Origin of the sequence: Arthrobacter echini (genome assembly GCF_004803505.1) — a bacterium.
GTDB classification, from domain to species: Bacteria; Actinomycetota; Actinomycetes; order Actinomycetales; family Micrococcaceae; genus Arthrobacter_D; species Arthrobacter_D echini.
Genome location: NZ_SSWH01000001.1, coordinates 156,928 through 180,838 on the forward strand (window position 1 = coordinate 156,928; position 23,911 = coordinate 180,838).

The window sequence follows — 23,911 nt, forward strand, 5'->3', positions numbered from 1 at the left end:
GGGTGCGCCTTTGCTCAGCCGGCACTCGTCATTGCGCCTGGTGGTCGACCAGCGCCTGCGACACCGCCGGTGAGGAGGCGGCGGTCGGCTCGACGAATCCGCAGCCGTCTTCACCCGCGCTCGCTCGGAGTTCCCGGACTCGATCGCAGTCGTCGCCTTCGAAGCCCTCACCCTGCACGCGGCAGGCCGGACGGATGCCTCCGTCGGGAATCTCCTCGGGCTGATCGCGGAGCACCTGGACGCAGACGAACTCGACCGGTACCGGCCCGCCCTGTACGGCAACGCGGAGTATCTGAGGTCACTCGACTCCTCGGTGCCGTAGGAACGTGGAGGTCAGTCGGTGAGTGCACGCCGCATCGCAACACGGGGCCACGCATCGAGTCCGAGGTCTGCTTCATGCTCACGGATCCGCTGCAGCCCTGCCGGCCACTGATCCGGCGGGACGACCGTGAAGCCGAGACGCGCGTAATAGGGCGCATTCCAGGGAACGTGGGCGAACGTCGTGAGCGTCAGCGCAGCCAGGCCGCGCTGCCCTGCCCACCTGGCTGCGGTCTCGATGAGCTCCCTCCCCCTGCCCTGTCCGGCATGGTCCGGGTGCACGGAGACCTGCTCGATGTGCGCGGCGTCGTCGACCCGGTCATCGACGTCAACCCATGCCCGGCCGTCGCGCTGGTAGGTGAGCAGGGCATGGACGGTCGGTGGCTCGTCCTCGGCGGTAGAAAGAGCAATGCGCGCATCCGCCACCCCTTTGTCGATGTACAAGTCATCGTGCTATGCCCCGCTGCAGGCGGGCCTGACTTCTGCCGATCAGGTGACGGAGCCCCCTCCACTCTCCCTCAGATACGCATCGGGACTACTACCGGACCCGCTCGAGGTCAGGACTCTTGTCGTTGACTCCAACGTAAGTGTCACAAACGTATGTCGGAACGTGTATCGTTTGTTGCTCGTTGACGTGTATACATGGGCTACCAGCAGATGAACCACCACGACACCTCGATAGAAGGACCATCATGGGCGACGGAGCAACCACGAGGACACGGCACGGACGCGGCGGTGTCACGGGATCACCCGGATACGACCTCGAAACCGGATTCAGCGACATGGTCTCGGTGCTCAACGACAACTTGGGTCCAGCGCTGACGCAGCTGATCGCGGGAAAAGACCGCCAGACCACCTCGCGATGGATGAGTGGTAAGCAGCTCCCGAAGTCCCTGGAGCCGGAACGTCGTATCAGGGCGGCCTACCAGATCTTCATGTTCCTTACTCATGATCCGCAGGCCCCGCAATCGGCCCACACGGTTCGAGCGTGGTTCATGGGGATGAACGGCCAGCTTGATGACATGTCACCTGCGGAAGCGATTGCTGCCAACCGTACCCGTGAAGCGATGGCCGCTGCGCGCGCGTACCGGGCAGGGGGATGAAGCATGAGTATGGCGACTCGCTCACACCGAAGTCAGTAGATATCCCTGACAGGGTCTGGCGAGTCGCCCTCATCCCCTCAGGGCAGCGCTTCTCCGAGATCGCGCCCGGTGATGCCCTCCTACCTGATGCCGGCAACCGATTCGATGTACCAGGCGGAGGTGTCCTGTACTGCGCCACCGAACGCCGAGGGTCATATCTGGAGACCCTTGCCGGTAAGAGGGTGTCACCAAAGATGGCCGCCCTTGTCCAGGATGACCCCAGCGGATTCATGCCACCGAACAGCATCCCTGCATCCTGGCGAGACGAACGTCGTCTCTTCAGCGTGGGTACCACACACCCAGCGCCATTCATCGACCTCGAAGACCTTGAAACGCGCCAATTCCTACTCGGTCAGGTTGGCGAGCAACTCGAGCCACTGGGCGTCGATACCCTCGATGTTCCCGACGTACGCGGCATAAATCGCCTACTCACCCGGGAGATCGCACGCTGGGCCTACTCCTCCCTGGACGATGAAGGTGTTTTCAACTACTCAGGAATCAGGTACGTGTCGAAGCTCGACGATGAAGAGTGCTGGGCGATCTTCGACGGCACGGAGACGTTCATTCATGAACAATCGACGATCGAGAAGACCGATCCGAGCTTGATTGATGTCGCCCGCTTGTTCAACCTGACAATCCACTAGTCCGCGTGAAGCTCACGGCTTCCGGGCGATGATCGTGTAGGTGCAGGGCACGAGCAGACGTTCGGCCTCGGGCCAGGCAAATCCGTCCGGCACCTCGATCGTGCGCGGTGAGAACCTCCACGGCAGCGTGGTGCCCTCCTCGACGTGCAGGATCTGCAGACCGGCGGTGATCAGCGACGTGATGATCTCGGACAGCGGATGCGCCCACTCGTACGTCCGCGAGTGGGTCACCGTGCCGTCTCCTGCGTACGTCGACGCGTCATCCCAGATCTGCGCCTCGCCGTCGCCGAAGTACGGGTACGACAGGTGTAGCCCGTCGGCGTTCTCGTCGAGGGCGTAGAGGATCGGGTGCCCGTCCCTGATGTAGAAGAGGCCCCCTGCCCGCAGGAGTCCCGCGACCTGCTCGGCCCAGCGGGCAAGATCCGGCAGCCAGGTGATGGTGCCGATGCTGGTGTAGACGACGTCGAAATCTCCCTTCACCGCAGCTCGCGCCTCGAGGACGTCGGTCTCCACCCAGGTCGCCTCGAGCCCCAATCGGCGTGCGAGACCGGCCGCGGAGGCCAGCGCGCCCGGTGAGAAGTCGACGCCGGTGACGCGCGCCCCCGCCCTGGCCAGCGACACGGTGTCGGTGCCGATGTGGCACTGCAGATGGCATACGTCCAGGCCGCTGATCACGCCGTCGGGCAGGAACGGCGCCATGGCTGCCAGGTCCGTGCGAATCACTGAACTGAAATAGTCGGGGTCGTCGAAAGCGCTGAGCGAGTAGGCCGCCTCGTGCAGGGGCACCCGGTCCTCCCAGTTCTCCCGATTGGTCGAGCGCGCGGTGTCCCAGCTGATGTCGTCCCTCATGGAGCGAGCATACGAGGAATCGCCCCCGCTGCGCTGTTCGCACGGCAGTAGGCTCTTACGGTGCCCGATCAACCGACGCCCGACCGTCCGAGCGCCAACAGCGCTGGTGTGATCAGGACCCAGGCCGCAGCGACCGTCGTGAGGGACGCCGAGGGCCGCTTCCTGCTGATCCTTCGCGGTCACGCCCCCGCAGCCGGGCGCTGGTCCCTGCCCGGCGGACGGGTGGAATCAGGTGAATCGCTGAAGGAAGCAGCCGTCCGGGAGACCCTGGAGGAGACGGGCCTTCAGGTACGCATCGATCGCCTCCTGGGGTCCCTGGAGATACCGCACGGCCCGGACCGGGTCTTCGAGGTCCACGACTTCCTGGCACGTCGGGTCGGTGGCACCCTTCAGGCAGGCGACGACGCCGCCGACGCCGGCTGGTTCACCTACCAGGAGATGACCACCATGCCCCTCACCGAGGATCTGCTGGGGTTCCTGCACCGCACCGGGCTACTTCCATGAGTCCCCGACGAGAGCGGCCCTACCGCGGCGACGGCTCCCTGCCGAGCTTCGACGGCCACCAGATCTTCGCGCCGATATCGTAGGAGAGGGCCGGAATCAGCAGCGAGCGCACCAGCACGGTGTCCAGCAGTACGCCGAACGCCACGATGAAGGCGATCTGCGCGAGGAACAGGATCGGGATCACGCCCAGCGCCGCGAAGGTCGCCGCCAGAACCACCCCGGCCGAGGTGATCACCCCGCCGGTGACCCCGAGTCCACGCAGGATGCCGGGTCTGGTCCCGATCCGCAGCGACTCCTCCCGCACCCGGGTCATGAGGAAGATGTTGTAGTCCACCCCGAGCGCCACGAGGAACACGAAGGCGAAGAGCGGCACCGAGGCATCCGCGCCCTCGAACCCGAAGATGTTGTTGAACACCAGCGCGGAGACACCGAGCGCCGTGGCGTTCGAGAGCGCCACACTGGCCACGAGCAGCACCGGCGCGAGGACCGAGCGCAGCAGGATGATGAGCACCACGAGGATCACCGCGAGCACGATCGGGATGATCTTCACGAGGTCGGCGAGCGCCGTGTCGTTCGTGTCGATCGCCACGGCGGTCACGCCGCCCACGAGCGCGTCCGGGCTGGCGTCGTCGAGCGCTGTCCGCAGGTCCCGCACCACGTCCTCGGCCGCGTCCGAGTCGGCGGGATCCTCGAGGGTGGCGCTGAGTAGCACGCGGCCGTCCTCCACGAGCACCGCACCGCCCGGATCGGTGGTCAGCGACGCGTCGGAGATGCCGTCCTCCGCCGTGACGACCTCGAGCGCGGCGTCCTGGTCGTCCTCCGGGGCCACGACGTGGACGGGGCTGCCGGAGCCGGCGTCGAAGTGCCGGCCCAGTGCGTCCTGGCCGTCGACGGCGTTGGACGGGGCGAGGACCAGGGCCGACTGCGGTACGCCGCTGGCCTGCAGCTGGGTCAGGCCCAGGGCGCCGGCCACCAGGATCAGCAGCGAGACGGCCCAGACGGCGCGGGGACGCCGCGCGACCAGATACGCGACGCGCTGCCAGAGTCCCGTGAGCCGTTCGAGCCCGGTCTCGGGTCCGCCGTCGGTGGGTACCAGGTGCTTGCCGTGATGGGGTGCGACGGCGGTGGTCGCCTCCTTGTCGTAGCGCGGGCGCAGCGGCCAGAAGGCAGCGCGTCCGAGCAGGAGCAGGACCGCCGGGAGGAAGGTCAGGGCCGAGGCGAGGGAGAAGGCGATGCCGATGGCGGCGATGGGGCCAAGGCTCCTGTTCGAGTTCAGGTCGGAGAACAGCAGGCACAGTAACCCGAGGATCACGGTGGCTCCGGAGGCCAGGATCGGCTCCACGGCTCCGCGGTAGGCCACCCGCATGGCCTCCCACGTCGTCTCGTTCTCGACGAGCGCCTCACGGTACCGGGCCACGAGCAGCAGTGCGTAGTCCGTGGCCGCACCGATCACGAGGATGGAGAGGATGCCCTGGCTCTGGCCGCTGAGCTGGATCCAGTCCAGTTTGGCGAGACCGAAGATCAGCAGGATCGACGTCGCGAGCGCGAAGACCGCCGTCAGGAGCACGATGAACGGCAGCACGACCGACCGGTACACGGCGAGGAGGATCACGAAGACCGCGCCGAGCGCCACGCCGAGCAGGATGCCGTCGATACCGCCGAAGGCGTCCACGAGATCGTTCGTGAAGCCTGCCGGACCGGTGACGTACCCGGTGACGCCGTCGGGCAGATCATCGGTCAGGACACTGCGGAGTTCGGTGACGACGTCCCCCAGCTCGGCGTCGGGCGAGATGAAGGCGATGTACTGCACGGCGAGGCCGTCCTCGGACGGGATGGGACCGGCGAGGGGTGGTGCTCCCTCGGCAGGTGCCTCGAGGCCCTCCACGTCGCCGAGCGAAGCACCGAGCTCCTCGTAGGCGCCGAGATCCCGCGGGTCGATCTCGGTCTCGGATTCCGCGACGATCACCGCCGGGAGTGCGTCGGAGTCACTGAACTGCTGCTGCAGTTCGCCGGCCTCCGTGGACTCGGCGCTCGCGGGGAGGAAGGATGCCTGATCGGTGCTCGAGACCTCCCCCAGGCGCCCGAACGTGGGGCCGCCCACAGCCGCACCGGCCAGCCAGATGAGCACGACGACGACGGGCAGCACTACTCTGAGCCAACTACTTCTCATGGATCTCCGAACCCTTCTCGATGTATCTCCGCGGTAAAGTATATCCATCGCAGAGATAAGTCGAAGAAGTCTAGGCTGGGCTTGGAAGAAGGCGAGGGACAGTGACGGCGAGGGACGAGCTCATGGAGCTCCTGCGACAGTTCACCGTGGAGACCGACCGCTATGTCGACGTCGCCAGTGCGCGCGACAGTCTCCACCGCACGGATCTCCATGCTCTCAGCATCATGATGGGCGCGGCCCAGGCGGGCCTGACCGTCACACCCGGGGTGCTGCGCGAAGAGCTGAATCTGAGCTCCCCGGCCACCACGGCGCTGGTGGATCGCCTGGACTCTGCAGGGCACGTGACCCGGAGACGGAGTGACGTGGACCGCCGGCAGGTCCATCTCGAGCTGACGAACAGGGCGCGCACCACGGGGGCCGAGCTGTTCGCCCCGCTCGGACGCCACATCGACGCAGTGTTCGAGGAGTACTCCGAGGACCAGCTGGTGCTGCTGCGCGACATGATGCAGGCGGTGACGGACGCAACCGTCGCCGCCAGGAACGAGGCTGCCGACAAGGCCGACTGACACCCGCACTCCGTCCCGATACTGTCCGACCCCGGGTTGCCCGATTGTCTCTATCATGGAGATACTTGACGCATGGCTACCCGATCAAGCACTTCAATTGCACAGACCAACGGCTCTCCCGCTCACGCGACGACGGCGGACCGTGTGCGTCAGATCGTCGTGACCGTGAGCGAGATCATCAGTCTCCTCGGTCCGCTGATCGGCTTCGGCCTCATCGGCTCCGACGTCAACGAGACCTCGGGCGGCGATCTGGCATCCGACGCCACGCTGGTGGCACCCGGAGGCCCCGCCTTCTCGATCATCTGGTCGGCCATCTACCTCGGTCTCTTCGTCTACACCATCTGGCAGTGGCTGCCATCACGGACCGTCGACACCAGGGCGCGGGCCACGGGCTGGCTCGTCGCCCTATCGATGCTCCTCAACGCCGCGTGGCTCATCGTGACCCAGGAGGGCTTGATCTGGCTCAGCGTGGGGGTCATCATCGCGCTGCTGGTGGTCCTCGTCGCGCTGGTCGTCCGGCTCACCCAGGTACCGGCGCAGCAGGGCGGCGCCGAGGCGCTCATCGTGGACGGCACGTTCGGGCTGTACCTGGGCTGGGTCAGCGTGGCGACGGCGGCCAATATCGCCGCCGCTCTCGCGTCATCCGGCGTGGCGACGACGGGCACCGGTCCGGAGTGGGCCGTAGCAGCGCTCGTCCTCTTCCTCGCCGGGGCCCTGACCTTGCTGCAGGCACGAGTGGGGGGTCGCTGGGCCGTGGCGGTCGGGGCCGCCTGGGGGCTGGGCTGGATCACGGTCGCCCGCATCTCCGACGAGCCCGCGTCCACCATCGTGGCCATTGCGGCCGCTGTTGCCGCAGTCCTGATTCTCGCCGCCACGGGCATCATCCGCTCGCGCAGGAATCCCACGCGATCGCCCGAGGTCGGATCATCGGCCCGAGCCGGACGCTGACGGACAGCGCCGCTCCGCGCTAGTCTCCAGGCATGAACGACGAGGCCTACTCCCACGGGCACCACGCGAGCGTCACCGCCGCCCACGCCACACGCACCGTGGCGTCGTCGGCGGCGTACCTCGCACCCCACCTGCAGTCCGGGATGGACGTGCTCGATGTCGGGTGCGGCCCGGGCAGCATCACGGCCGGGCTCGCCGAGCTCGTTGCGCCCGGTTCGGTGGTCGGCATGGACGGGTCGGCCGACGTCGTCGCGCAGGCCGCCGAGACCTATGCCGACGTGACGAACGCCGAGTTCCACGAAGGCAACATCTACGATCTCGACGTGCCCGACGAGTCCTTCGACGTCGTGCACGCCCACCAGGTGCTGCAGCACCTCGCCGATCCGGTGGCCGCCCTGCGCGAACTGCGGCGCGTGGTCCGTCCCGGCGGCGTGGTGGCGGTGCGCGACGCCGACTACGGCGCCATGACCTGGCACCCCGCCGTCGAGGAACTCGACGAATGGCGCGAGGTCTACGGTCGACTGGCACGGGGTAACCACGGGGAGCCCGACGCCGGCCGCCGGCTCCCGGGCTGGGCCTCCGCCGCGGGCTTCGCGGAGGTCGAGGTGTCGTCGTCGACCTGGGTGTACTCGTCGGCGGAGGAGCGCCGGTTCCTCTCCGACCAGTGGGCCGAGCGCGTGCTGCACTCCGCCTTCGCCGAGCAGACGCTCGAGCGCGGACTCGCCGACCAGCGGACCCTGGCCCGACTGGCCGAGGGCTGGCACCGCTGGGCGCGCATGGACGACGGCGTGTTCCTGATGCCGAGTGTCGAGATCCTCGCGCGCGACTGAGGCCGCAGCGGCATAGCGGGCTAGGCTGACCGAATGTACCGCATCATCGCCGTCTGCACCGGAAACATCTGCCGCTCCCCCATGGCCGAGTTCATGCTCACCGACGCGTTCTCGAAGGCGGGTCTCGAGGACGACGTCGTCGTGGACTCCGCGGGAACCACCGGCTGGGAGGCCGGCAACCCCATCGACCCGCGAGCTGCCGCGAGACTGACGGAAGCCGGTATCGACAGTGACGGGCACCGTGCCCGGCGCTTCGAGTCCGAGTGGTACCGCGAGCGCGATCTGATCCTCGCCCTCGATCTCGATCACTACCGCGTGCTCCGGGAGGAAGCGCCCGACGACGACGCCCGCGACAGGATCCATCTGCTGCGCGAATTCGATCCCGACACCACGGACACGGATCTCGAGGACCTGGGCATCTACGACCCCTGGTACGGCGACGCCAGCGACTTCGACGCCACCTACAGGATGGTGGACGGCGCGGTGGGCGGGGTCGTGAGCTACGTGCGCCAGGAGCTCGACGCCGACGTTGCGTGACTCTTGAACCGATCCTCCTACCATGAACGAGTGCATCCCTCCCTCTGCCCGGCGCCGGGCTGACTCGTGCCCGCAGCCTCGCCGCTCCTGATCGCCGTCGACGGCCGTTCCGGTGCCGGAAAGACGAGCCTCACCCTCGAACTCGCTGCTCTGCTGCGCGAACACCACAGCGTCACCGTGTTCCACCTCGAGGACATCTACCCGGGCTGGGACGGGCTCGACGGCGGCATTGCCCGCTATGTGCAGCACGTCCTCGGACCCCTGCGGGCAGGACAGCACGCCACCTGGGCCGCGTGGGACTGGGACCGGGACGCGGACGGCGAGCAGCGCACGACGACGACCGCGGAGATCGTACTGCTCGAGGGCGTGGGTGCCGCCGCGGCCCTGGCCCGGCCCCTGCTCGACGCGGTGATCTGGATCGAGGCCGACGCGCAGGTCCGGCGCCGCACGGCCATCGAACGCGACGGCGACACGTACGCACCCTTCTGGCGCCGTTGGGCCGATCAGGAGGACCGCTGGCTCGCAGGGGACGATCCCGCAGCAGCCGCCGACGTCGTCGTGCAGGGGCACACCGACGCCCTGACGCCGCAGGCCGTGCGCCGTGCTCTGGCGGCGCTGCCGTCCTGCGCCGTCCTGCTGGCACCCGAACGGGCGGACCGGCGCGGACTGACCGTCCGGTGCGAGCGTGTCGACGCCGTGCCGGACACACCGACGGTGTTCTCCGAGCTGTACGGCGCGAGCACCGCCGCGGTGTGGCTCGACAGTTCGGACGCTGTCGGCCTCATGCCGGCTCCGGATTCCCGCGGCCGATTCAGCATCATGGCGGACTCGGGCGGCTCCTTCGGCCAGCAGGCGCACCACCGCGGCGGCGTGACGGAGATCAGCGCCGGTGCCGTGACCACCCGGATCCGCGAGCCGTTCTTCCGCTGGCTCGACGACGTCTGGGGCAGGCGGGCCGTGCGCGCACCGGAGGACTTCCCGTGCGAGTTCGCCCTGGGCTGGCTGGGGTATCTCGGGTACGAGCTGAAGCGGGAGACCGGCGGCACCGATGTCCGCTCCGGCGGCGCTCCGACCGGCCCGGACCTGCCCGGCACGCTGCCCGACGCCGCGCTGGTCTTCGCCGGACGCGCCGTCGTCGTCGACCACGCGGAGGGCGCCGTCTTCCTGCTGACCCTCTCGGACGGCGGGTCCGATCCCGAACGGGACGCCTGGCTCATCCGTGCCAGGAACGCGATCGGGTCGGCCAGCGCGGTGGCAGCAGCAGACCCTGCTGGAATGGCCGGCGTGACGTCCTCGTCACCACCCGTGCTTCCCGTACCGCAGTTCACCCTGCGCGACTCGCGTGAGGAGTACCTCGACAAGGTCCGCAGCGCGCAGGCGGAGATCACCGAGGGAACCACCTACGAGGTGTGCCTGACCACCGCGCTCACGGCACGCGCAGAGCGCCTCGATCCGCTGAGCGTGTATCTGCACCTGCGACAGGTGAGCCCCGCGCCGTTCGCCCACTTCCTCCGGTTCCCCTCATTCGCCGTCGCCAGCACCTCTCCTGAGCGCTTCCTGAGGCTGGACGGCGGGGGGAATCTCCGTGCGGAACCGATCAAGGGGACCCGCGGGCGCTCCACCGACCCCGTGGTGGACGCCGCGCTACGGGAGGACCTCAGGACCTCGGCCAAGGACCACGCGGAGAACATCATGATCGTGGATCTGCTCCGCAACGATCTCTCGCACCACGCGGTCCCGGGGTCGGTGACCGTGTCGCGCCTGTGCGACATCGAGACCTACGCGACCGTGCACCAGATGGTGAGCACGATCGACGCGCGCCTGCGGCCCGGACGTCCCCATGCGGCGGTCATCGCCTCGGCCTTCCCGGCGGGATCGATGACCGGGGCGCCCAAGATCAGCACCATGGCGATCCTCGATCGTCTGGAGCAGGCACCGAGAGGGCCGTACGCGGGAGCCGCCGGGTATTTCAGCCTCACCGGCGCCACCGACCTCGCCGTCGTGATCCGCACCCTCGTGCTGCAGGACGGCATGCCCGACGACGGCACCCGCCTCACGCTCGGCGTGGGCGGCGCGATCACCGCCGATTCCGATCCGGCCGAGGAGTGGGACGAGGTGCGCATCAAGGCCCGCGGGGTCCTGTCGGCACTGGGGTCCCGGTTCCCGGATACTGTCCTTCCATGAGTCTCCTGGCCACCACCCTCCGCGGCACCCGCGTGGTGCTCGGACCCCTCGCACCTGACCACCACGACGGACTGGTGGAGGCGGCCCGCGACGGCGAACTCTGGAACCTCCGGTACACCTCGGTTCCCACGCCGGACGGGATGGAGAAGGAGATCGAGCGGCGCCTGGCCCTGCAGCACAAGGGCTCCATGCTCCCGTTCACCACGCGCCGGATGGACCGGGAGACGGGCGAGCCGGGAGCGATCATCGGCATGACCACGTACCTGAACATCGACCAGGCAACTCCGCGGGTGGAGATCGGGTCCACCTGGAATGCGGCGTCGGCGACATTTTTCTACGTCATGTAGAAAACCTTTAGAATGAAGGGACAACTGTTTCGGCCCGTCAGCATCCGGCACCTACGCCCGATGAGTTCTTCCGGGCCGGCCGCGAAGCGAAGGAGCCGCTCATGCTGTCCGATCTGTCCCGCCCTGTCGTCCAGGCCACCCTGCCCGTAGTGGGTGAGAACATCACGGAAATCGCCCAGCGCTTCTACGCGCACATGTTCGACGAGCGGCCCGAGCTCATGGACGGTCTCTTCAACCGGGGTAATCAGGCGGACGGGCGCCAGCAGCAGGCCCTCGCCGGTTCCGTGGCCGCCTTCGCGAGCTTCCTCGTCAACAAGCCCGACGAACTGCCGGACCGGATGCTCGACCGGATCGCCCACAAGCACGTCTCGCTGGGGCTTCGCGCGGATCAGTACCAGATCGTCCATGACCATCTGATGTGGGCCATCGGCGATGTTCTCGGCGAGGCCGTCACCGAGGAGGTCGCCGCTGCCTGGGACGAGGTATACTGGCTCATGGCCAACGTCCTCATCAATCAGGAACGCGCCATGTACCAGGCGCTGGATCTCGCACCCGACGCCATCTGGCGCACCTGGCGGGTGAGCGAGAGGATCCAGGAGACGGACGACGTCGTCACGTTCGTCGTCGAGCGCACCGATGAGCGCGACGTCAAGCCGTCCCTGCCCGGGCAGTACGTGACCCTGAAGATGCTCATGCCCGACGGCGTGCACCAGCCGCGCCAGTACAGCCTCACCCGTGCCGATGACGGTCATCACCGCAGCTTCGCCGTCAAGCGCATCCACGGGCTGTCAACCCCCGACGGCGAGATGTCCAATCTGCTGCACGACACCATTTCGGTCGGCGACGAGGTGACCCTCTCCGTTCCGGCAGGGGACGTGGTCATGAGTTACACCGACCGTCCCGTCGTCTTCGCCAGCGCCGGCATCGGCATCACCCCCATGGCCGGCATGCTCTCGCACCTCGTGAAGTCCGGTTCGCAGCGCAAGGCGATGCTGCTGCACGCCGACAACTCCGCCGGCAGCTTCGCGCTGCGCGAGCAGGTCCAGTCGGATCTCGCGCAACTGCCCGGTGCGTCCATGCACACCTGGTATGTGGAGCCCTCCGAGCCGACGCAGACCGTGGAGAACGAGCTGGTCGGCTTCATGGACATCAGCGACGTCGATCTGCCCGACAACGCCGAGTACTACCTGTGCGGGCCGCTGGTCTTCATGCAGTCCGTGCGCAGCGCGCTCATCGACCACGGTGTTCCGGCCAAGGACATCCAGTACGAGGTGTTCGGGCCCGACCTCTGGCTGGCCGACGTCCAGTAGCAGCGCACCCTACCCCGAGGGCACCAGGGACTGGACGATATCTGCCGCGCTCCCGGCGATCGTCCGTCCCACATTGACGCCGGCCCACAGATTGAGGCGCTGTGACTCACCCGCCGCTGCTGCGGCTGCCCGCAGCGGCGCGGTGAGGTGGTGCACCTCGGGGTAGGCCAGCGGTGCGTCGTGGTCATGGTCGCGCATGAAGTCGTTCAGCAGCGCGCGAGCGTAGCGCCCGGAGAACGCCCTCGTGAGTGCGGTCGCCTCGAACTCGCGCGACGCCAGGGCCGCCCGATGCGCCGCCTTCGTGCCCGCTTCATCGGCGCGGAGGAACGCCGTTCCTGCCTGCACCGCGATCGCCCCGTGGCCCAGCGCTGCGCGCGTGTCCTCGCCCGAGACGATCCCACCTGCCGCGATGAGAGGCACCGGCAGATCCCGAAGCTCGTCGAGGAGCTCGAGCAACGGTGTGGTGCCCGGCTCGGCCAGCGCGTCGAAGGTGCCGCGGTGGCCGCCGGCTTCCGGCCCCTGCACCACCAGGGCATCGACGCCGGCCGCGACGGCGCGATCCGCTTCGGCACGCGAGGTGACGGTCTGCAGGACGGCGATCCCTGCAGCCTCCAGGGCGGCGAGCACATTCTGGTCGGGGACATCGAACGTGAAGGAGACGACGGCCGGGGCGAGGTCGAGCAGGACGTCGAGCTTGTCGGACCAGCCGTCGTCGTCGTGGCGCGGTGTGCCGAGGGCGGCTTCCAGGGCAGCGGCGTCGGCCTCGAGGGACCGGGCGTAGGTCGCGAGGGCCTCCTCGTTCGCCGTCGAGGGCTGCGGGACGAAGACGTTCACCCCGAAGGGTGCCTGCGTCAGCGTGCGCACTGCCTGGATCTCCTGCCGCATCGCATCGGCCGTCTTGTATCCGGCGGCGAGGAAGCCCAGCCCGCCCGCGGCGCTCACGGCGGCGGCGAGCGCCGCAGTTGACGGGCCTCCCGCCATCGGTGCTGCGACGACGGGAACCGCCCGTGTGCGGAGGTCGAACGCTCGCGCGGGCCTGGGGCTGTCGGTGTGCATGGTGCTCCTTTCCGATCTCCGCCTCAGACTACTCACCCGGTCAGTGGTGCGTCGTCGTCGCGAACTGTCCATGGTGGTGAAGTCGGCGACGGCAACATGTTGTGCACGAGCGCTCTGTACCGCCATGGGTGCTCTATGACCTGACCAAGGAGGCATGGAACGGTGACGGCGCCTGCTTCCGTAAACCTTTCGCTGACGATAGGTTTACGTACATGGTCTTGAGTGTCAATGAAACCAGCGCGCGTCTAGGCATCACTTCCGTGCGAGTTCGCCAGCTGATTTCCGCCGGCACACTTCCTGCGGTCAAAGTGGGCCGTCAGTACATCCTTCAGGAAGCCGACGTCGAACGGTTTTCTCCCAGACGGCGCGGACGGCCCGCCAGTCCAGCCAGCGCCTGGGCCTTCTTGCAGTATCTCTCCGAAGACCCGTCCGGCTGGTCGGGCATCAGTAGCGGGATGCGTCAGCGCCACATTGAGTGGACCGATGACCTTCGCCGCCTGCCATCCTCTCTTCGGCCCATCCACCTCGCTGCACTCGTGCGCGCACGGGCAGAGACGAGGTTCCTGTCCGCCGACCGCCACGAGATACCGGACCTTCTGCGGGATCAGTTCTTGACTATTACCGGAGTGTCTCACCCTCAGTCAGGGTTGCTGAACAACGCCGAGGTGGAGGCGTACATCCGTGAGGAAATCTTCCAAAAGTTCCGGAGGGAATGGCTGCTGGTCCCTGCGAACCCGAAGGAGGCCAATGTGATCCTGCACGTTGCACAAAGGCTTCCCTCGGCTTTGCCGCTTGCTGCAGTAGCTGCGGACCTCGCCGAGCATCGGGGCGAACGCGAGCAGGGTCAAGCTGAACAAATCCTGGAAGATCTCCTGCATGATTGAATTACCAGTCAGCAATGAGCTCGCGACCGCCGTCAATCCGTGGCGCAGGATGTTCTCAGTACAACGGGCCCTACTCTTACGCGCTGCGCTCGGCCGTCGCCACGCTACGCCACGGTTGCCGATGACGTCGAGTGACCATCAGGTAAGCATCAGCGTGGCGTTGGCGTCTGCTGGTACAGAGCGAGACGGGGTGAACCGTCGACAAGGACGTAGGTGCTGACCATGAGCGCCTCGAACGGGTCCTCGTCGCCGCGGTACGCTTCGGCCCCGTAGACCAGCGCAGCGGCGCCCGGACCTATCGGCACCAGCCTCTCGTCGCTCAGCTCGTAGCGGTCCCACGCAGGTGCCTGATCGAGTGACGCAACGACCGCATCGCGGTTGAGGACAGCGCCGTTCACAAGGACCATCAGTCCTTCGGAAAGCATGAGATCGCCGTAGAATCCACCGCCGGTGGATGCGCACAATGCATCCCATCCAGCTCGCTCGAGGGCAACCAGTGCGTCGTGGTCCAGGCCAGGCATGACCCAATGTAGGCAGACCGCCGCGAGCTGAGCAATTTGCGGAACGTCGAGCCCCCTACGACGGAGCACTCACCATCGGTCCATCGCTTGGTGCTGGCGTAGCCGTATGCCCTTCGTCTTCTCGTCACGGGGGAGTGGCGGGCGCCAACGGTCCATGGCGCGCCGGACCGGGTGCCGTCCAGCTGCGCAGACGGTGCGATAGTGGCGGGATGACCGATCAGCAGCAGCTCTGGGACGCCGCTACCGCTCAGGCGTACGACACTCCAGGGCAAGGCATGTTCTCCCCCGAGGTCCTCGCCCCCACGGTGGAAGTTCTCTCTCAACTCGCAGCTGGAGGCCCAGCCGTCGAGTTCGCTGTCGGTACCGGCCGCGTCGCCGTCCCGCTCTCCGAGGCCGGGGTCCAGGTCAGCGGCATCGAACTGTCGCACGCGATGATCGCCGTCCTGCGCGAGAAGGTCGCTGAGGATCAGATGCGCGTCGTCCAGGGCGACATGACCACGACGACGGCGGGCGAGAACTTCTCGCTCGCGTTCCTGGTGTTCAACACCATCGCCAATCTGTTGACCCAGGACGACCAGGTCCGCTGCTTCGAGAACGCTGCCCGTCAGCTCGCGCCCGGTGGATGCTTCGTCGTCGAGCTCTGGGTGCCGCAACTGCGCTCGCTGTCGCCCGGACGTGGCGGGACGCTCGAGGTGAGCGAGCCCGGATACCTCCTCGTCGACACCTACGACGTGCTGCAGCAGCACGTCATCTCTCACCACGTCCAGTTCGGGCCGGAGCTGTCGGACGGACCGGCAGCTCGAATTGCCCGCACACCGCACAGGTATATCTGGCCCAGCGAGCTCGATCTCATGGCCCGGCTGGCCGGGTTCGAGCTGGAGTCGAGGTGGGCGGACTGGGACCGTAGTGCCTTCACGGCGGAGTCTCGCAGCCACGTCTCGGTGTACCGGCTGCCCTCCGCCTGACGTGGGGGCTCGGCGCCGAGCGGCAGGAGGCGAAGCGCGCAGGAGTCACACGCTCTGCTGAGCCCGGTTCTTCCTCGTCGCAGATGCCATTCCATTCATGCAGATCCCGAGCACCACGAACAGGACGAGCCACTTCACCCCGGCCTCGCCCCACGACGCGACCTCCCAGAACCGGCTGGACTGCATCGCCAGGAGGAGCAGAATGACGTAGGCCATATAGGGTCCAGAGTGGCTCGGAGCAGGTCGCGGTGCGGGCTTCCCCCTCGACGCCAGGTAGTACCAGAGCCCGAGTGGCACCAGGAGCGCGCTCAGGCCGAGAATGACGGACCAGGACACGAAGTTCAGGAGGGCGATGATGGTCGTGAGCAGGACCAGCAGAACGAGCATGAAACCGCGAGGTGCTTCGCGAGAGCTCGGCATGGCTTGAGAGGAGCGGGAAGTTTCCGCACGTGTTTCTCGCCGGTCGGGCGCCCGGAACGGTCCGACTTCTCCGGACTGTCCGGAACGCGATTCGTTCTCGGCCATGACGATCCCCCGCTCTCCGATGTGGACACTCTATCCGTCGACGGTCGCACCCAGCCGCTACGCTGTGGGCCATGACTGTACTGGTGTTCCTCGATCCCGCCCACGACGACGGCAGGATCGTCGACGCTACCCAGCCGCAACTCATGGCCACCGATCTGGGTGCCACGCGCGGCGACGGCCTCTTCGAGTCACTCCTCGCCGTCGACGGCACCCCGCGCAAACTCGATGCCCACCTCAGGCGCCTGGCGTCGTCGGCCGCTGCCCTCGACCTGAGCGTGCCCGACGCCGATGCCTGGCGCCGCGCTATCAGCACAGGCTTGCGCGAGTTCGCCGCAGCCGAACCAAACCGGACCACCGCCGCCGTGAAGCTGCTGGCCACCCGGGGCGTTGAAGGCGCCAGTCAGGCGACCGCCTGGGTACAGGTGACGCCCGTCCCCGCGGCCACGCTGGCTCAGCGCGAAGCCGGCCTGCGGGTACTCCTCCTCGAGCGCGGTTACGACAGCACCGTGGCACAGCGCGCGCCGTGGCTCCTGATAGGCGCCAAGACCCTGTCCTATGCGGTGAACATGGCGGCGGTGCGCTACGCGAAGGCGCACGGGGCCGACGACGTTATCTTCACCTCCTCCGACGGCAAGGTCCTCGAGGGTCCCACCTCGACCGTGCTGTTGGCCCACGATCGCGACGGGCAGAAGACCCTCGTGACACCGCAGCTCGAGAGCGGCATCCTGCCCGGGACCTCGCAGAGCGCCCTCTTCGACGCCGCCCAGGAGCAGGGCTGGGAACTGGGCTACGGACCATTGGAGCCGCACCATCTGTACGAGGCCGACGCCGTCTGGCTGATCTCCAGCATCCGCCTGCTGGCGCCCGTGGTGTCCCTCGACGGCCAGGAGCTACGGACCTCGCCTGCTCTGACCACGGAGCTCAGCGACCTCGTGGAGCGTTTCGTCTAGCTCCGCCGGTAGTGCACGTCCTTTTATGACGCTGTGCGTCTGCGGCGGACCGTTGCCTTTTGACCGCAGAGCCGCCGTCGTCCTACCGTTTTCCTGAAATCAAGAGTTCCAGCCATCGGCCCTGGCCGGCTGGACAGCAACCCTCTCCCGTAGTGGGGTGCTCCAGGTGAAGATTCGGCCGCCGGGCAAAGTCCCCCGGATGGCAAGTACGGTGTCGTGCGGTCCTGTCCCGAGATCACGGGTACATCGACCGCGCGCGCATGAACCAGAACAGCGAGCGTGTCACCCCGCAGTCAATCCTCCCCGCCGTCACCCGGCGCACTTCCCCCTCTCCGCACGCCCGTATCCGGGCCAGCTCCGAAGAAGGACACCATGACCATCTCCCGCACACTCCTCGCGGCCCTCGCCGTCCCCCTCCTCGCACTGACGGTCTCCTGCGGCAGCTCCGACACCGAGCCGGCGTCGGGCACAGGATCCACCGCCGGTACCGACGCCCTGGCCGGCAGCGACCAGGAGTCGCTCGATCAATATACGACCGACGACACCACACCCCTCGACGAGATCGACATCTCGGAGCTCGACCTCATCACCGACGGCACCCTGCGCGTCGGGACCCTCTCGGACGCACCGCCCAACATCTTCCTGGAGGACGGCGTCTTCACGGGGTACGACAACGAGCTGCTGCGCGCCATCGGGGACAAGCTGGGCCTCGAGGTGGAGTTCGCCTCCACCGACTTCTCGGCCCTGCTCGCCCAGGTGCAGAACCAGCAGTTCGACGTCGGATCCTCCTCCATCTCCACCACGGCGGAACGCCGGGAGAACGTGGGCTTCACCAACGGGTACGACTTCGGCTACATGGCTGTGGTGGCCGCCGAGGACTCCGCCGTCACGGGCTTCGACTCGCTGTCCGAGGACACCCGCATCGGCGTGGTCCAGGGAACCGTGCAGGACGACTACGTGACCAACACGCTCGGGCTCGAGCCCGTGCGCTTCCAGGACTACAACACGGTATATGCCAACGTGAGGAACGGCCAGATCGATGCGTGGGTGGCGCCCTCGCAGCAGGCCACGGGCCAGGTGAAGGAGGGCGACGGCACCACGATCGCCGAGACCATCATCAATACCGAGAACTTCACGGCCTACGCCGTCAACAGTGAGAACCAGCCGCTCATCGACGCCCTCAACGCGGGTCTGGACGCCGTGATCGCCGACGGGACGTGGACCGAACTGACCGAGGAATGGTACCCGGACCGCGAGCTGCCCACCGACTGGCAGCCCGGCAGCAGAGCCGTGGACGTGGAGTAGCGGGCGCTGCATGGACACCCTCGAACAACTCGGGAACACCTTCTTCGACTGGCAGGCGATGGTGGCGATCCTGCCGGAGCTGCTGACCGTCGGACTGCCGAACACGATCATCCTCGCCCTCGCCTCCGGCATCATCGGGACGATCGTCGGCATGGTCCTGGCCATCATGGGCATCTCCCGCAACCGGGCCCTGCGCTGGACTGCGCGCGTGTACACGGACATCTTCCGCGGCCTGCCCGCCGTCGTGATCATCCTGCTCATCGGTCTGGGCCTCGGCCCGGTCCTGAGGCAGCTCACGGGCAGCACCAGTCCCTATCCCCTGGGCATCCTCGCCCTCTCGCTGATCGCCTCGGCATACATCGGTGAGATCTTCCGCTCCGGCATCCAGAGCGTGGAGAAGGGGCAACTGGAGGCCTCGCGAGCGCTGGGCTTCAGCTACCGCTCGTCGATGCAGCTCGTCGTCGTCCCCCAGGGTGTACGGCGTGTGCTGCCCGCCCTGGTGAACCAGTTCATCGCCCTCATCAAGGAGTCCTCGCTCATCTACTTCATCGGCCTGGTCGCCAGCGAGCGCGAGCTCTTCCGGGTCGGCAATGACGCGGCGAGCAATACCGGCAATCTGTCTCCCCTGATCGCCGCCGGCGTGTTCTACCTGTTCCTCACCATCCCGCTGACCCACCTGGTGAACTTCATCGACACCAGACTGCGCGTGGGCAGGAAGCAGCAGATCGAGCCGAAGGATGACGCCATGGAACCGGTCGAGGAAGGAGCCAGGGCATGACGACCACCACATCAGGATCCCTGACCGGCAAGGACCTGCATCTGGCGTTCGGCTCGAACCGGGTGCTGCGAGGCATCGACCTGCACGTGGAGAGCGGCACGACGGCGTCGGTGATCGGCCCGTCCGGCTCCGGTAAGTCGACGCTCCTGCGCGTGCTGAACAGACTCATCGAGCCGGACCGCGGCGACGTTCTGCTCGACGGCCGGTCCGTGCTCAAGGACAATCCGGACGAGCTGCGCCGGCGCATCGGCATGGTCTTCCAGCAGTTCAACCTCTTCCCGCACAAGACCGTGCTCGAGAACGTCGCCCTGGCGCTGCGCAAGCTCAGGAAGATGCCGGCGGACGAGGCCGAGGAGTCAGCACTGGCTCAACTCGATCTCGTGGGGCTCAAGCACAAGGCCCAGGTACGTCCGGGCAACCTCTCCGGTGGGCAGCAGCAGCGCGTGGCGATCGCCCGGGCGCTGGCCATGGGTCCGGAGGTGATGTTCTTCGACGAGGCCACCTCGGCCCTGGACCCGGAACTGGTCAAGGGCGTGCTGGCGCTCATGGCCGATCTCGCTGCGGCGGGCATGACCATGGTGGTGGTCACCCATGAGATGGGCTTCTCCCGCAACGTCTCCGACACCGTCACGTTCATGGACGGCGGCGTCGTCGTCGAGTCCGGCCCTCCCGCGGCGATCTTCGACGATCCACGGACGCCGCGGCTGCACTCGTTCCTCTCGGACGTGCTCTAGCGATACGAGCCGGCGCCGGGGCCGATGTCAGGTTCGGGGCGTTTCCGGAACTGGGATCGACGGCGGCAGATGTTCCGGTTCGGGGGACTTCGACCGGCGTCGGCCCTGGTCGCACGGCGTGTCGTCCCCCGACACGCAGCCTGGGCTTCCGAAGTCCCCGGATCCGTAACCGAAGACGGCAGGACGGCGGACCGGACAACCACATCGGGCGTCCGGGTTCCGGCTCGGCCACCCCTACCGGAACTGGGATCGACGGCGGCAGGTGTTCCGGTTCGGGGGACTTCGACCGGCGTCGGCCCTGTTCGCACGGCGTGTCGTCCCCCGACACACCGTTGAGGCCCCCGAAGTCCCCGGATCTATGACAGCGGGCAGCGAGAACAGCTCAGGACAGAATGAAGTTCCAGGTCCCGGCCAGGACCGCCGTCGTCACCGCTCCCACCGCAACCACGAGCCCGACGACGGCGATCACGGCGTCGAGCGCGGAATAGGTGCTCGACCTCGCCCAGGTGCGCGTGCCCCCGCCGAAACCGCGCGCCTCCATCGCCGTCGCCAGCCGGGTTGCACGCCGGATGGCCTGCACGATCAGCCCGAAGGACTGGCCCAGCAGATTCCGCGTGCGCGCAACGAGCGACCCGTCTGAACCGACCCCGCGCGCCTGACGCGCCAGCCCGAGCGTCTCCCACTGCTCCACGAGCAGGCCCACGAGGCGCAGGGAGGCGAGTCCGCCGAGTACGAACCGGTGCGGGAGATGCAGTTTCTGCGCGAGCGCGTCGGCCAGGTCCGTCGGATCCGTGGTCAGCAGGATGAAGATGCCCGGCAGCGCGAGCGCCAGGCCACGAAGACCGACGGCGATCCCATCGGCGACGGAGTCCTCGGTGAAGACGATGGGCCCGATGGCGAGCAGCACGTCGCCGGTCTTCTCCGCGAGCAGCGCCGTGCCGTAGCCACCGATAGCGGCGGCGATCAGCAGCGGCCAGATGCGACGGAGGAGCCCCCACACGCTGATGCCCAGCAGCGGCATCAGGGCAAGCTCGCAGACCAGCACCACGGCAGCACTCACCCAGTCGATGCTGGACATGAGTGCCACCGTGATCACGACCGCGGCGAAGAGCTTCGAGACCGGGTTGGCGCGCAGCAGGGTCCTGCCCGTGAGGACCGGCGTCAGATAGGTGGTGCTCATCGGGACACCAGTCGCCCCGCGCCACCCGAGATGTGGAGCGTGGCTCCGCCCAGCGCATCGACGAAATCGGCGTCGTGCGTCACCGAGAGCACGGCGACGCCGTCGTCGATCAGCTCCCGCAGCAGCGTCACGAGCTCCGCCCAGGTCGAAGCGTCCTGACCGAAGGTCGGTTCGTCGAGGATCAGCAGACGCGGAGCGGTGGCGAGCATCGTCGCGACGGACAGTCTCCGCTTCTCCCCGCCGGACAGCGTGAAGGGGTTCGCTCCCAGCAGGTGGGTGAGCCGGAGCCGCTCGGCCAGCTCGGCGATGCGCTGGTCGTCCACGGCGTCGCTGACCCTGCGCGGGCCGAACTCCAGTTCGTCCTGCACGCTGGTGGTCAGGAACTGATGCTCGGGTTCCTGGAAGACCGTCCCGATGCGCTGCACGAGCTGCGGCGAGCGCCAGCGGAAGGGGTTGCTGCCGGCCGTCCCGGCGAGGAGCGGCTGCGCCTCCAGCGTCCCCGCGCGGGGACGGAGCAGCCCGCCGAGCGTCAGGGCTGCCGTCGATTTCCCGGCGCCGTTCGGGCCGGTGATGCCGAGCGCTTCCCCTGCGCCCACCTCGATCTCCAGAGACTCCACTGCAGCCGGGCCACGTCTGGTGCGGGCAACGGTGAGACCGCGCGCCGACAACAGCGCCGGACCCGGGGCAGAGGATGGCATGGCACCGCCCACGGCGGGCCGCCAGCCGGGGATCCATACGCCCGCGCCGGCAAGACGGCTACGCGTCGAATCCTGCACGAGCACCGTGCCCGGCGGACCATCGGCGAGCACGCCGCCGCCGGCGTCGAGCACGATCACGCGATCTACGACGTCGGCCCACACGGCCACCCTGTGCTCGACGACGACGAGCGTCGCCCCGGTGCGCCCGAGCACCCGGACGACGGCGTCGCGCACCTCGACGACGCCCTCCGGGTCGAGATTGGCGGTGGGTTCATCGAGCAGCAGCAGACCCGGTTCCATCGCGAGGACGGCGGCAAGTGCGAGGCGTTGCTTCTGGCCGCCCGAGAGCGCGGTGGTGGGGTGATCGAGCGGCAGCTCCAGCCCGACGTCGTCGAGCGCGCGGTCGACCCGCTGCCAGATCTCGTCCCGGGGCACGGAGAGATTCTCCGCGGCGAAGGCGACCTCGTCACCGACCCGTGCCAGGACCACCTGCGTCTCGGGGTCCTGCAGCACCAGACCCGCCCGGCCCATCGCGGGAGTGGGCCGGACGCCGTCGAGCAGCAGCTCACCCTCCTGTTCGCCCTCGTCCTGCGTGCCGAGGACGCCGGCGAGTCCGTGCAGCACGGTCGACTTCCCCGCGCCGGAGGCCCCGAGGAGCAGCACGCGCTCCCCCGGCGTGATGTCCAGATCGAGCCGACGCGCCGCGAAGGCCTTTCGCCCCGCATGGCGCCAGCCCCACCCCTGGGCGGTGACGTGGACGGCGCCCGGGGACGGAGCACGAGCTGGTGTCATACGTCAGCCGTGCGGCCCGCGGCAAAGGAGGACAGCACACCCGTCTTCGCCAGGCCCCGCATGGCCAGCCAGGAGATCAGACCCGCGATGACGGTGCCGGAGACCGCGGCGAACACCACGTACAGGAGCTTGAACTCGAAGGTCCACAGGGCGTTGTAGAGGATGTTCTCGCTGATGGCAAGGGCCAGGCCCGATCCGAGTCCTGCCAGGAGCGCCACCGGCAGATTCCACTTCCGGTAGAGGAACAGCAGGAAGACGACTTCAGCGCCGGCCCCCTGGATGGCTCCGGAGAGCAGGACGCTCACGCCGAACTGCGTGCCGATGAGCGCGGAGACCGCTGCGGCGAGGACCTCGCAGTAGATCGCGGCTCCGGGCTTCCGGATGATCAGGCCGCCGAGCACTCCGGCGATGAGCCACCCCCCGGTGTACAGGCCGGCGAGAGGTGGGAAGCTCGCGGTGAGCACACTGATACCCGAGTATCCGGCGGACCACGCGAAGAACAGGACGCCGACGGCGACCGCGATGACGGAAGCCACCACGATGTCGACGACGCGCCACTGATTGCTGCGCTGGGACGTCTTCTTCGGTGCTGCTGGTGCTGTCATTGGATTTTCCTCCTGAGATACAGGAGGGGAGAGTGCACGGGCACCGCGTCTGCAGTGGTCGTACACTCCGAGAACTCGACTCCCTTCGCCGGTACTAGCCGGATCAGGTTCGAGGGTCTGCGGCTTCCCGCACTCTCAGCGCCCGGTCCGCTGTGCTGCTGCGGATCTGCGCTCCCCTGTCGCTTGGTGAACAGTATCGAGCGTACACCGGTGTCCCGGCTAGCGCCCGTGATCCTGTTATACAACTAGGCTTGTCGCAGAACCCCGGATCAGAAGGAGAAACCATGAATGTTGTATTCAAGCTGCTCGGAGCGGGCCTGAGCTTCGGCGCGGGTTTCGTCGGCACGAAGCTCGTCGATCTCCTGTGGGAGAAGATCACCGGCGAAGCGGCGCCGAAGAGCAAGGACGGCCTGGAGAGCACGCTGCGCTCGGCGCTCGTCTTCGCACTCATCTCCGGTGCCGTCAGCACCACGATCCAGGTGCTGGCGAACCGCACCACGCAACAGGCGATCGAGCGCTTCACGAAGACGCGCGACATCACCTGAGCGGCAGTTGACGATGAAGGGGTG

Annotated in this window: 26 protein-coding genes, 1 pseudogene and 2 riboswitches; of the genes and pseudogenes, 17 read left to right on the plus strand and 10 right to left on the minus strand. The window is 67.7% G+C overall.

Annotated elements, in window-relative coordinates:
- Nucleotides 1–28: 28 nt before the first annotated feature.
- Nucleotides 29–235, minus strand: coding sequence for a hypothetical protein (locus E8P82_RS00735; protein ID WP_136452578.1), 207 nt, complete (start codon nt 233–235; stop codon nt 29–31).
- A 98-nt stretch (nt 236–333) separates the two neighbouring features.
- Complete coding sequence (locus tag E8P82_RS00740) at nt 334–762, minus strand: GNAT family N-acetyltransferase (protein WP_136452579.1); 429 nt, start codon at nt 760–762, stop codon at nt 334–336.
- 248 nt (nt 763–1,010) lie between these two features.
- On the opposite strand from E8P82_RS00740, the gene E8P82_RS00745 reads away from it, so the two are divergent.
- Both E8P82_RS00745 and E8P82_RS00750 read left to right on the plus strand, forming a co-directional pair.
- On the plus strand, nt 1,011–1,421 hold the full coding sequence (locus E8P82_RS00745) for a hypothetical protein (protein WP_136452580.1): 411 nt from the start codon (nt 1,011–1,013) through the stop codon (nt 1,419–1,421).
- Nucleotides 1,418–2,104 carry an RES family NAD+ phosphorylase gene (locus E8P82_RS00750; RefSeq protein ID WP_136452581.1) on the plus strand — a complete coding sequence of 229 codons (687 nt, stop codon included), beginning with the start codon at nt 1,418–1,420 and terminating at the stop codon, nt 2,102–2,104. Before E8P82_RS00745 ends, E8P82_RS00750 begins: the two co-directional genes overlap by 4 nt.
- A 12-nt stretch (nt 2,105–2,116) precedes the next feature.
- Here E8P82_RS00750 and E8P82_RS00755 read toward each other — a convergent pair whose 3' ends face one another.
- Nucleotides 2,117–2,953 carry a class I SAM-dependent methyltransferase gene (locus E8P82_RS00755; protein ID WP_136452582.1) on the minus strand — a complete coding sequence of 279 codons (837 nt, stop codon included), beginning with the start codon at nt 2,951–2,953 and terminating at the stop codon, nt 2,117–2,119.
- Nucleotides 2,954–3,013: 60 nt separating this feature from the next.
- Here E8P82_RS00755 and E8P82_RS00760 point away from each other — a divergent pair, with 60 nt between their 5' ends.
- Entirely contained in the window at nt 3,014–3,457 is a 444-nt protein-coding gene (locus E8P82_RS00760; RefSeq protein ID WP_281275754.1) for an NUDIX hydrolase, read from the plus strand.
- Nucleotides 3,458–3,476: 19 nt separating this feature from the next.
- Here the strand turns inward: E8P82_RS00760 and E8P82_RS00765 are convergent, their stop codons facing one another.
- On the minus strand, nt 3,477–5,627 hold the full coding sequence (locus tag E8P82_RS00765; RefSeq protein ID WP_136452583.1) for an MMPL family transporter: 2,151 nt from the start codon (nt 5,625–5,627) through the stop codon (nt 3,477–3,479).
- Between the two features lie 101 nt (nt 5,628–5,728).
- Between E8P82_RS00765 and E8P82_RS00770 the strand changes: the two genes are divergently transcribed.
- From E8P82_RS00770 to E8P82_RS00800, 7 genes and pseudogenes are all read left to right on the plus strand, one after another.
- Nucleotides 5,729–6,193: a MarR family winged helix-turn-helix transcriptional regulator gene (locus E8P82_RS00770; RefSeq protein ID WP_246020866.1), complete on the plus strand. Its 465-nt coding sequence runs from the start codon at nt 5,729–5,731 to the stop codon at nt 6,191–6,193.
- Nucleotides 6,194–6,265: 72 nt separating this feature from the next.
- On the plus strand, nt 6,266–7,141 hold the full coding sequence (locus E8P82_RS00775; protein WP_136452584.1) for a tryptophan-rich sensory protein: 876 nt from the start codon (nt 6,266–6,268) through the stop codon (nt 7,139–7,141).
- 32 nt (nt 7,142–7,173) lie between these two features.
- Nucleotides 7,174–7,971, plus strand: a complete 798-nt coding sequence (locus E8P82_RS00780) for a methyltransferase domain-containing protein (RefSeq protein WP_136452585.1) — start codon at nt 7,174–7,176, stop codon at nt 7,969–7,971.
- Nucleotides 7,972–8,004: 33 nt separating this feature from the next.
- Nucleotides 8,005–8,508, plus strand: a complete 504-nt coding sequence (locus tag E8P82_RS00785; protein ID WP_136452586.1) for a low molecular weight protein-tyrosine-phosphatase — start codon at nt 8,005–8,007, stop codon at nt 8,506–8,508.
- Nucleotides 8,509–8,574: 66 nt separating this feature from the next.
- Nucleotides 8,575–10,692 (plus strand): chorismate-binding protein, encoded by a 2,118-nt coding sequence (locus tag E8P82_RS00790; protein ID WP_136452587.1) that lies wholly within the window; start codon nt 8,575–8,577, stop codon nt 10,690–10,692.
- Nucleotides 10,689–11,015, plus strand: a pseudogene (locus tag E8P82_RS00795) (GNAT family N-acetyltransferase); the annotation flags it as partial. The gene E8P82_RS00790 and the pseudogene E8P82_RS00795, both read left to right, overlap by 4 nt.
- A 125-nt stretch (nt 11,016–11,140) precedes the next feature.
- Nucleotides 11,141–12,349 (plus strand): globin domain-containing protein, encoded by a 1,209-nt coding sequence (locus E8P82_RS00800; RefSeq protein WP_136452588.1) that lies wholly within the window; start codon nt 11,141–11,143, stop codon nt 12,347–12,349.
- Nucleotides 12,350–12,358: 9 nt separating this feature from the next.
- Here the strand turns inward: E8P82_RS00800 and E8P82_RS00805 are convergent, their stop codons facing one another.
- Nucleotides 12,359–13,405 (minus strand): nitronate monooxygenase, encoded by a 1,047-nt coding sequence (locus tag E8P82_RS00805; protein WP_136452589.1) that lies wholly within the window; start codon nt 13,403–13,405, stop codon nt 12,359–12,361.
- Nucleotides 13,406–13,533: 128 nt separating this feature from the next.
- On the opposite strand from E8P82_RS00805, the gene E8P82_RS00810 reads away from it, so the two are divergent.
- Entirely contained in the window at nt 13,534–14,289 is a 756-nt protein-coding gene (locus tag E8P82_RS00810; RefSeq protein WP_168796457.1) for a helix-turn-helix domain-containing protein, read from the plus strand.
- Nucleotides 14,290–14,438: 149 nt separating this feature from the next.
- Here the strand turns inward: E8P82_RS00810 and E8P82_RS00815 are convergent, their stop codons facing one another.
- Nucleotides 14,439–14,810 (minus strand): nuclear transport factor 2 family protein, encoded by a 372-nt coding sequence (locus tag E8P82_RS00815; protein ID WP_136452591.1) that lies wholly within the window; start codon nt 14,808–14,810, stop codon nt 14,439–14,441.
- Between the two features lie 209 nt (nt 14,811–15,019).
- On the opposite strand from E8P82_RS00815, the gene E8P82_RS00820 reads away from it, so the two are divergent.
- Nucleotides 15,020–15,775, plus strand: a complete 756-nt coding sequence (locus tag E8P82_RS00820; protein WP_136452592.1) for a class I SAM-dependent methyltransferase — start codon at nt 15,020–15,022, stop codon at nt 15,773–15,775.
- Nucleotides 15,776–15,820: 45 nt separating this feature from the next.
- Here E8P82_RS00820 and E8P82_RS00825 read toward each other — a convergent pair whose 3' ends face one another.
- Entirely contained in the window at nt 15,821–16,195 is a 375-nt protein-coding gene (locus tag E8P82_RS00825; protein WP_136452593.1) for a hypothetical protein, read from the minus strand.
- A gap of 176 nt (nt 16,196–16,371) precedes the next feature.
- On the opposite strand from E8P82_RS00825, the gene E8P82_RS00830 reads away from it, so the two are divergent.
- The 4 genes from E8P82_RS00830 to E8P82_RS00845 all read left to right on the plus strand — a co-directional run bounded on the left by E8P82_RS00830 (nt 16,372) and on the right by E8P82_RS00845 (nt 20,067).
- Nucleotides 16,372–17,250 (plus strand): aminodeoxychorismate lyase, encoded by an 879-nt coding sequence (locus E8P82_RS00830; RefSeq protein WP_136452594.1) that lies wholly within the window; start codon nt 16,372–16,374, stop codon nt 17,248–17,250.
- 97 nt (nt 17,251–17,347) lie between these two features.
- A riboswitch (SAM riboswitch) is annotated at nt 17,348–17,465 on the plus strand.
- A gap of 157 nt (nt 17,466–17,622) precedes the next feature.
- Nucleotides 17,623–18,555 carry an ABC transporter substrate-binding protein gene (locus E8P82_RS00835; RefSeq protein WP_136452595.1) on the plus strand — a complete coding sequence of 311 codons (933 nt, stop codon included), beginning with the start codon at nt 17,623–17,625 and terminating at the stop codon, nt 18,553–18,555.
- 10 nt (nt 18,556–18,565) lie between these two features.
- On the plus strand, nt 18,566–19,333 hold the full coding sequence (locus E8P82_RS00840; protein WP_136452596.1) for an amino acid ABC transporter permease: 768 nt from the start codon (nt 18,566–18,568) through the stop codon (nt 19,331–19,333).
- Nucleotides 19,330–20,067 (plus strand): amino acid ABC transporter ATP-binding protein, encoded by a 738-nt coding sequence (locus E8P82_RS00845; RefSeq protein ID WP_136452597.1) that lies wholly within the window; start codon nt 19,330–19,332, stop codon nt 20,065–20,067. Before E8P82_RS00840 ends, E8P82_RS00845 begins: the two co-directional genes overlap by 4 nt.
- A 382-nt stretch (nt 20,068–20,449) precedes the next feature.
- On the opposite strand, the gene E8P82_RS00850 is transcribed toward E8P82_RS00845, so the two are convergent.
- Genes E8P82_RS00850 through E8P82_RS00860 form a run of 3 tightly spaced genes read right to left on the minus strand, consistent with a single transcriptional unit; the run spans nt 20,450 to nt 23,342 of the window.
- Nucleotides 20,450–21,247, minus strand: coding sequence for an energy-coupling factor transporter transmembrane component T family protein (locus E8P82_RS00850; protein WP_136452598.1), 798 nt, complete (start codon nt 21,245–21,247; stop codon nt 20,450–20,452).
- On the minus strand, nt 21,244–22,737 hold the full coding sequence (locus E8P82_RS00855; protein WP_136452599.1) for an ABC transporter ATP-binding protein: 1,494 nt from the start codon (nt 22,735–22,737) through the stop codon (nt 21,244–21,246). The genes E8P82_RS00850 and E8P82_RS00855 overlap by 4 nt, the downstream gene beginning before the upstream one ends.
- Nucleotides 22,734–23,342 carry an ECF transporter S component gene (locus E8P82_RS00860; protein WP_136452600.1) on the minus strand — a complete coding sequence of 203 codons (609 nt, stop codon included), beginning with the start codon at nt 23,340–23,342 and terminating at the stop codon, nt 22,734–22,736. Before E8P82_RS00860 ends, E8P82_RS00855 begins: the two co-directional genes overlap by 4 nt.
- Before the next feature lie 63 nt (nt 23,343–23,405).
- Nucleotides 23,406–23,530: riboswitch (TPP riboswitch) on the minus strand.
- 96 nt (nt 23,531–23,626) lie between these two features.
- On the opposite strand from E8P82_RS00860, the gene E8P82_RS00865 reads away from it, so the two are divergent.
- A complete protein-coding gene (locus E8P82_RS00865) occupies nt 23,627–23,887 on the plus strand; it encodes a DUF4235 domain-containing protein (RefSeq protein ID WP_136452601.1) in 261 nt (86 codons plus the stop codon).
- Nucleotides 23,888–23,911 lie beyond the last annotated feature (24 nt).

Bases quoted from the DNA above. Each gene is read 5' to 3' on its own strand.
- E8P82_RS00745 (WP_136452580.1), top strand. From the start codon at position 1,011: ATGGGCGACGGAGCAACCACGAGGACACGGCACGGACGCGGCGGTGTC.
- E8P82_RS00750 (WP_136452581.1), top strand. From the start codon at position 1,418: ATGAAGCATGAGTATGGCGACTCGCTCACACCGAAGTCAGTAGATATC.
- E8P82_RS00755 (WP_136452582.1), bottom strand. From the start codon at position 2,953: ATGAGGGACGACATCAGCTGGGACACCGCGCGCTCGACCAATCGGGAG.
- E8P82_RS00765 (WP_136452583.1), bottom strand. From the start codon at position 5,627: ATGAGAAGTAGTTGGCTCAGAGTAGTGCTGCCCGTCGTCGTCGTGCTC.
- E8P82_RS00775 (WP_136452584.1), top strand. From the start codon at position 6,266: ATGGCTACCCGATCAAGCACTTCAATTGCACAGACCAACGGCTCTCCC.
- E8P82_RS00780 (WP_136452585.1), top strand. From the start codon at position 7,174: ATGAACGACGAGGCCTACTCCCACGGGCACCACGCGAGCGTCACCGCC.
- E8P82_RS00785 (WP_136452586.1), top strand. From the start codon at position 8,005: ATGTACCGCATCATCGCCGTCTGCACCGGAAACATCTGCCGCTCCCCC.
- E8P82_RS00800 (WP_136452588.1), top strand. From the start codon at position 11,141: ATGCTGTCCGATCTGTCCCGCCCTGTCGTCCAGGCCACCCTGCCCGTA.
- E8P82_RS00805 (WP_136452589.1), bottom strand. From the start codon at position 13,405: ATGCACACCGACAGCCCCAGGCCCGCGCGAGCGTTCGACCTCCGCACA.
- E8P82_RS00815 (WP_136452591.1), bottom strand. From the start codon at position 14,810: ATGCCTGGCCTGGACCACGACGCACTGGTTGCCCTCGAGCGAGCTGGA.
- E8P82_RS00820 (WP_136452592.1), top strand. From the start codon at position 15,020: ATGACCGATCAGCAGCAGCTCTGGGACGCCGCTACCGCTCAGGCGTAC.
- E8P82_RS00825 (WP_136452593.1), bottom strand. From the start codon at position 16,195: ATGCCGAGCTCTCGCGAAGCACCTCGCGGTTTCATGCTCGTTCTGCTG.
- E8P82_RS00830 (WP_136452594.1), top strand. From the start codon at position 16,372: ATGACTGTACTGGTGTTCCTCGATCCCGCCCACGACGACGGCAGGATC.
- E8P82_RS00835 (WP_136452595.1), top strand. From the start codon at position 17,623: ATGACCATCTCCCGCACACTCCTCGCGGCCCTCGCCGTCCCCCTCCTC.
- E8P82_RS00840 (WP_136452596.1), top strand. From the start codon at position 18,566: ATGGACACCCTCGAACAACTCGGGAACACCTTCTTCGACTGGCAGGCG.
- E8P82_RS00845 (WP_136452597.1), top strand. From the start codon at position 19,330: ATGACGACCACCACATCAGGATCCCTGACCGGCAAGGACCTGCATCTG.
- E8P82_RS00850 (WP_136452598.1), bottom strand. From the start codon at position 21,247: ATGAGCACCACCTATCTGACGCCGGTCCTCACGGGCAGGACCCTGCTG.
- E8P82_RS00855 (WP_136452599.1), bottom strand. From the start codon at position 22,737: ATGACACCAGCTCGTGCTCCGTCCCCGGGCGCCGTCCACGTCACCGCC.
- E8P82_RS00860 (WP_136452600.1), bottom strand. From the start codon at position 23,342: ATGACAGCACCAGCAGCACCGAAGAAGACGTCCCAGCGCAGCAATCAG.
- E8P82_RS00865 (WP_136452601.1), top strand. From the start codon at position 23,627: ATGAATGTTGTATTCAAGCTGCTCGGAGCGGGCCTGAGCTTCGGCGCG.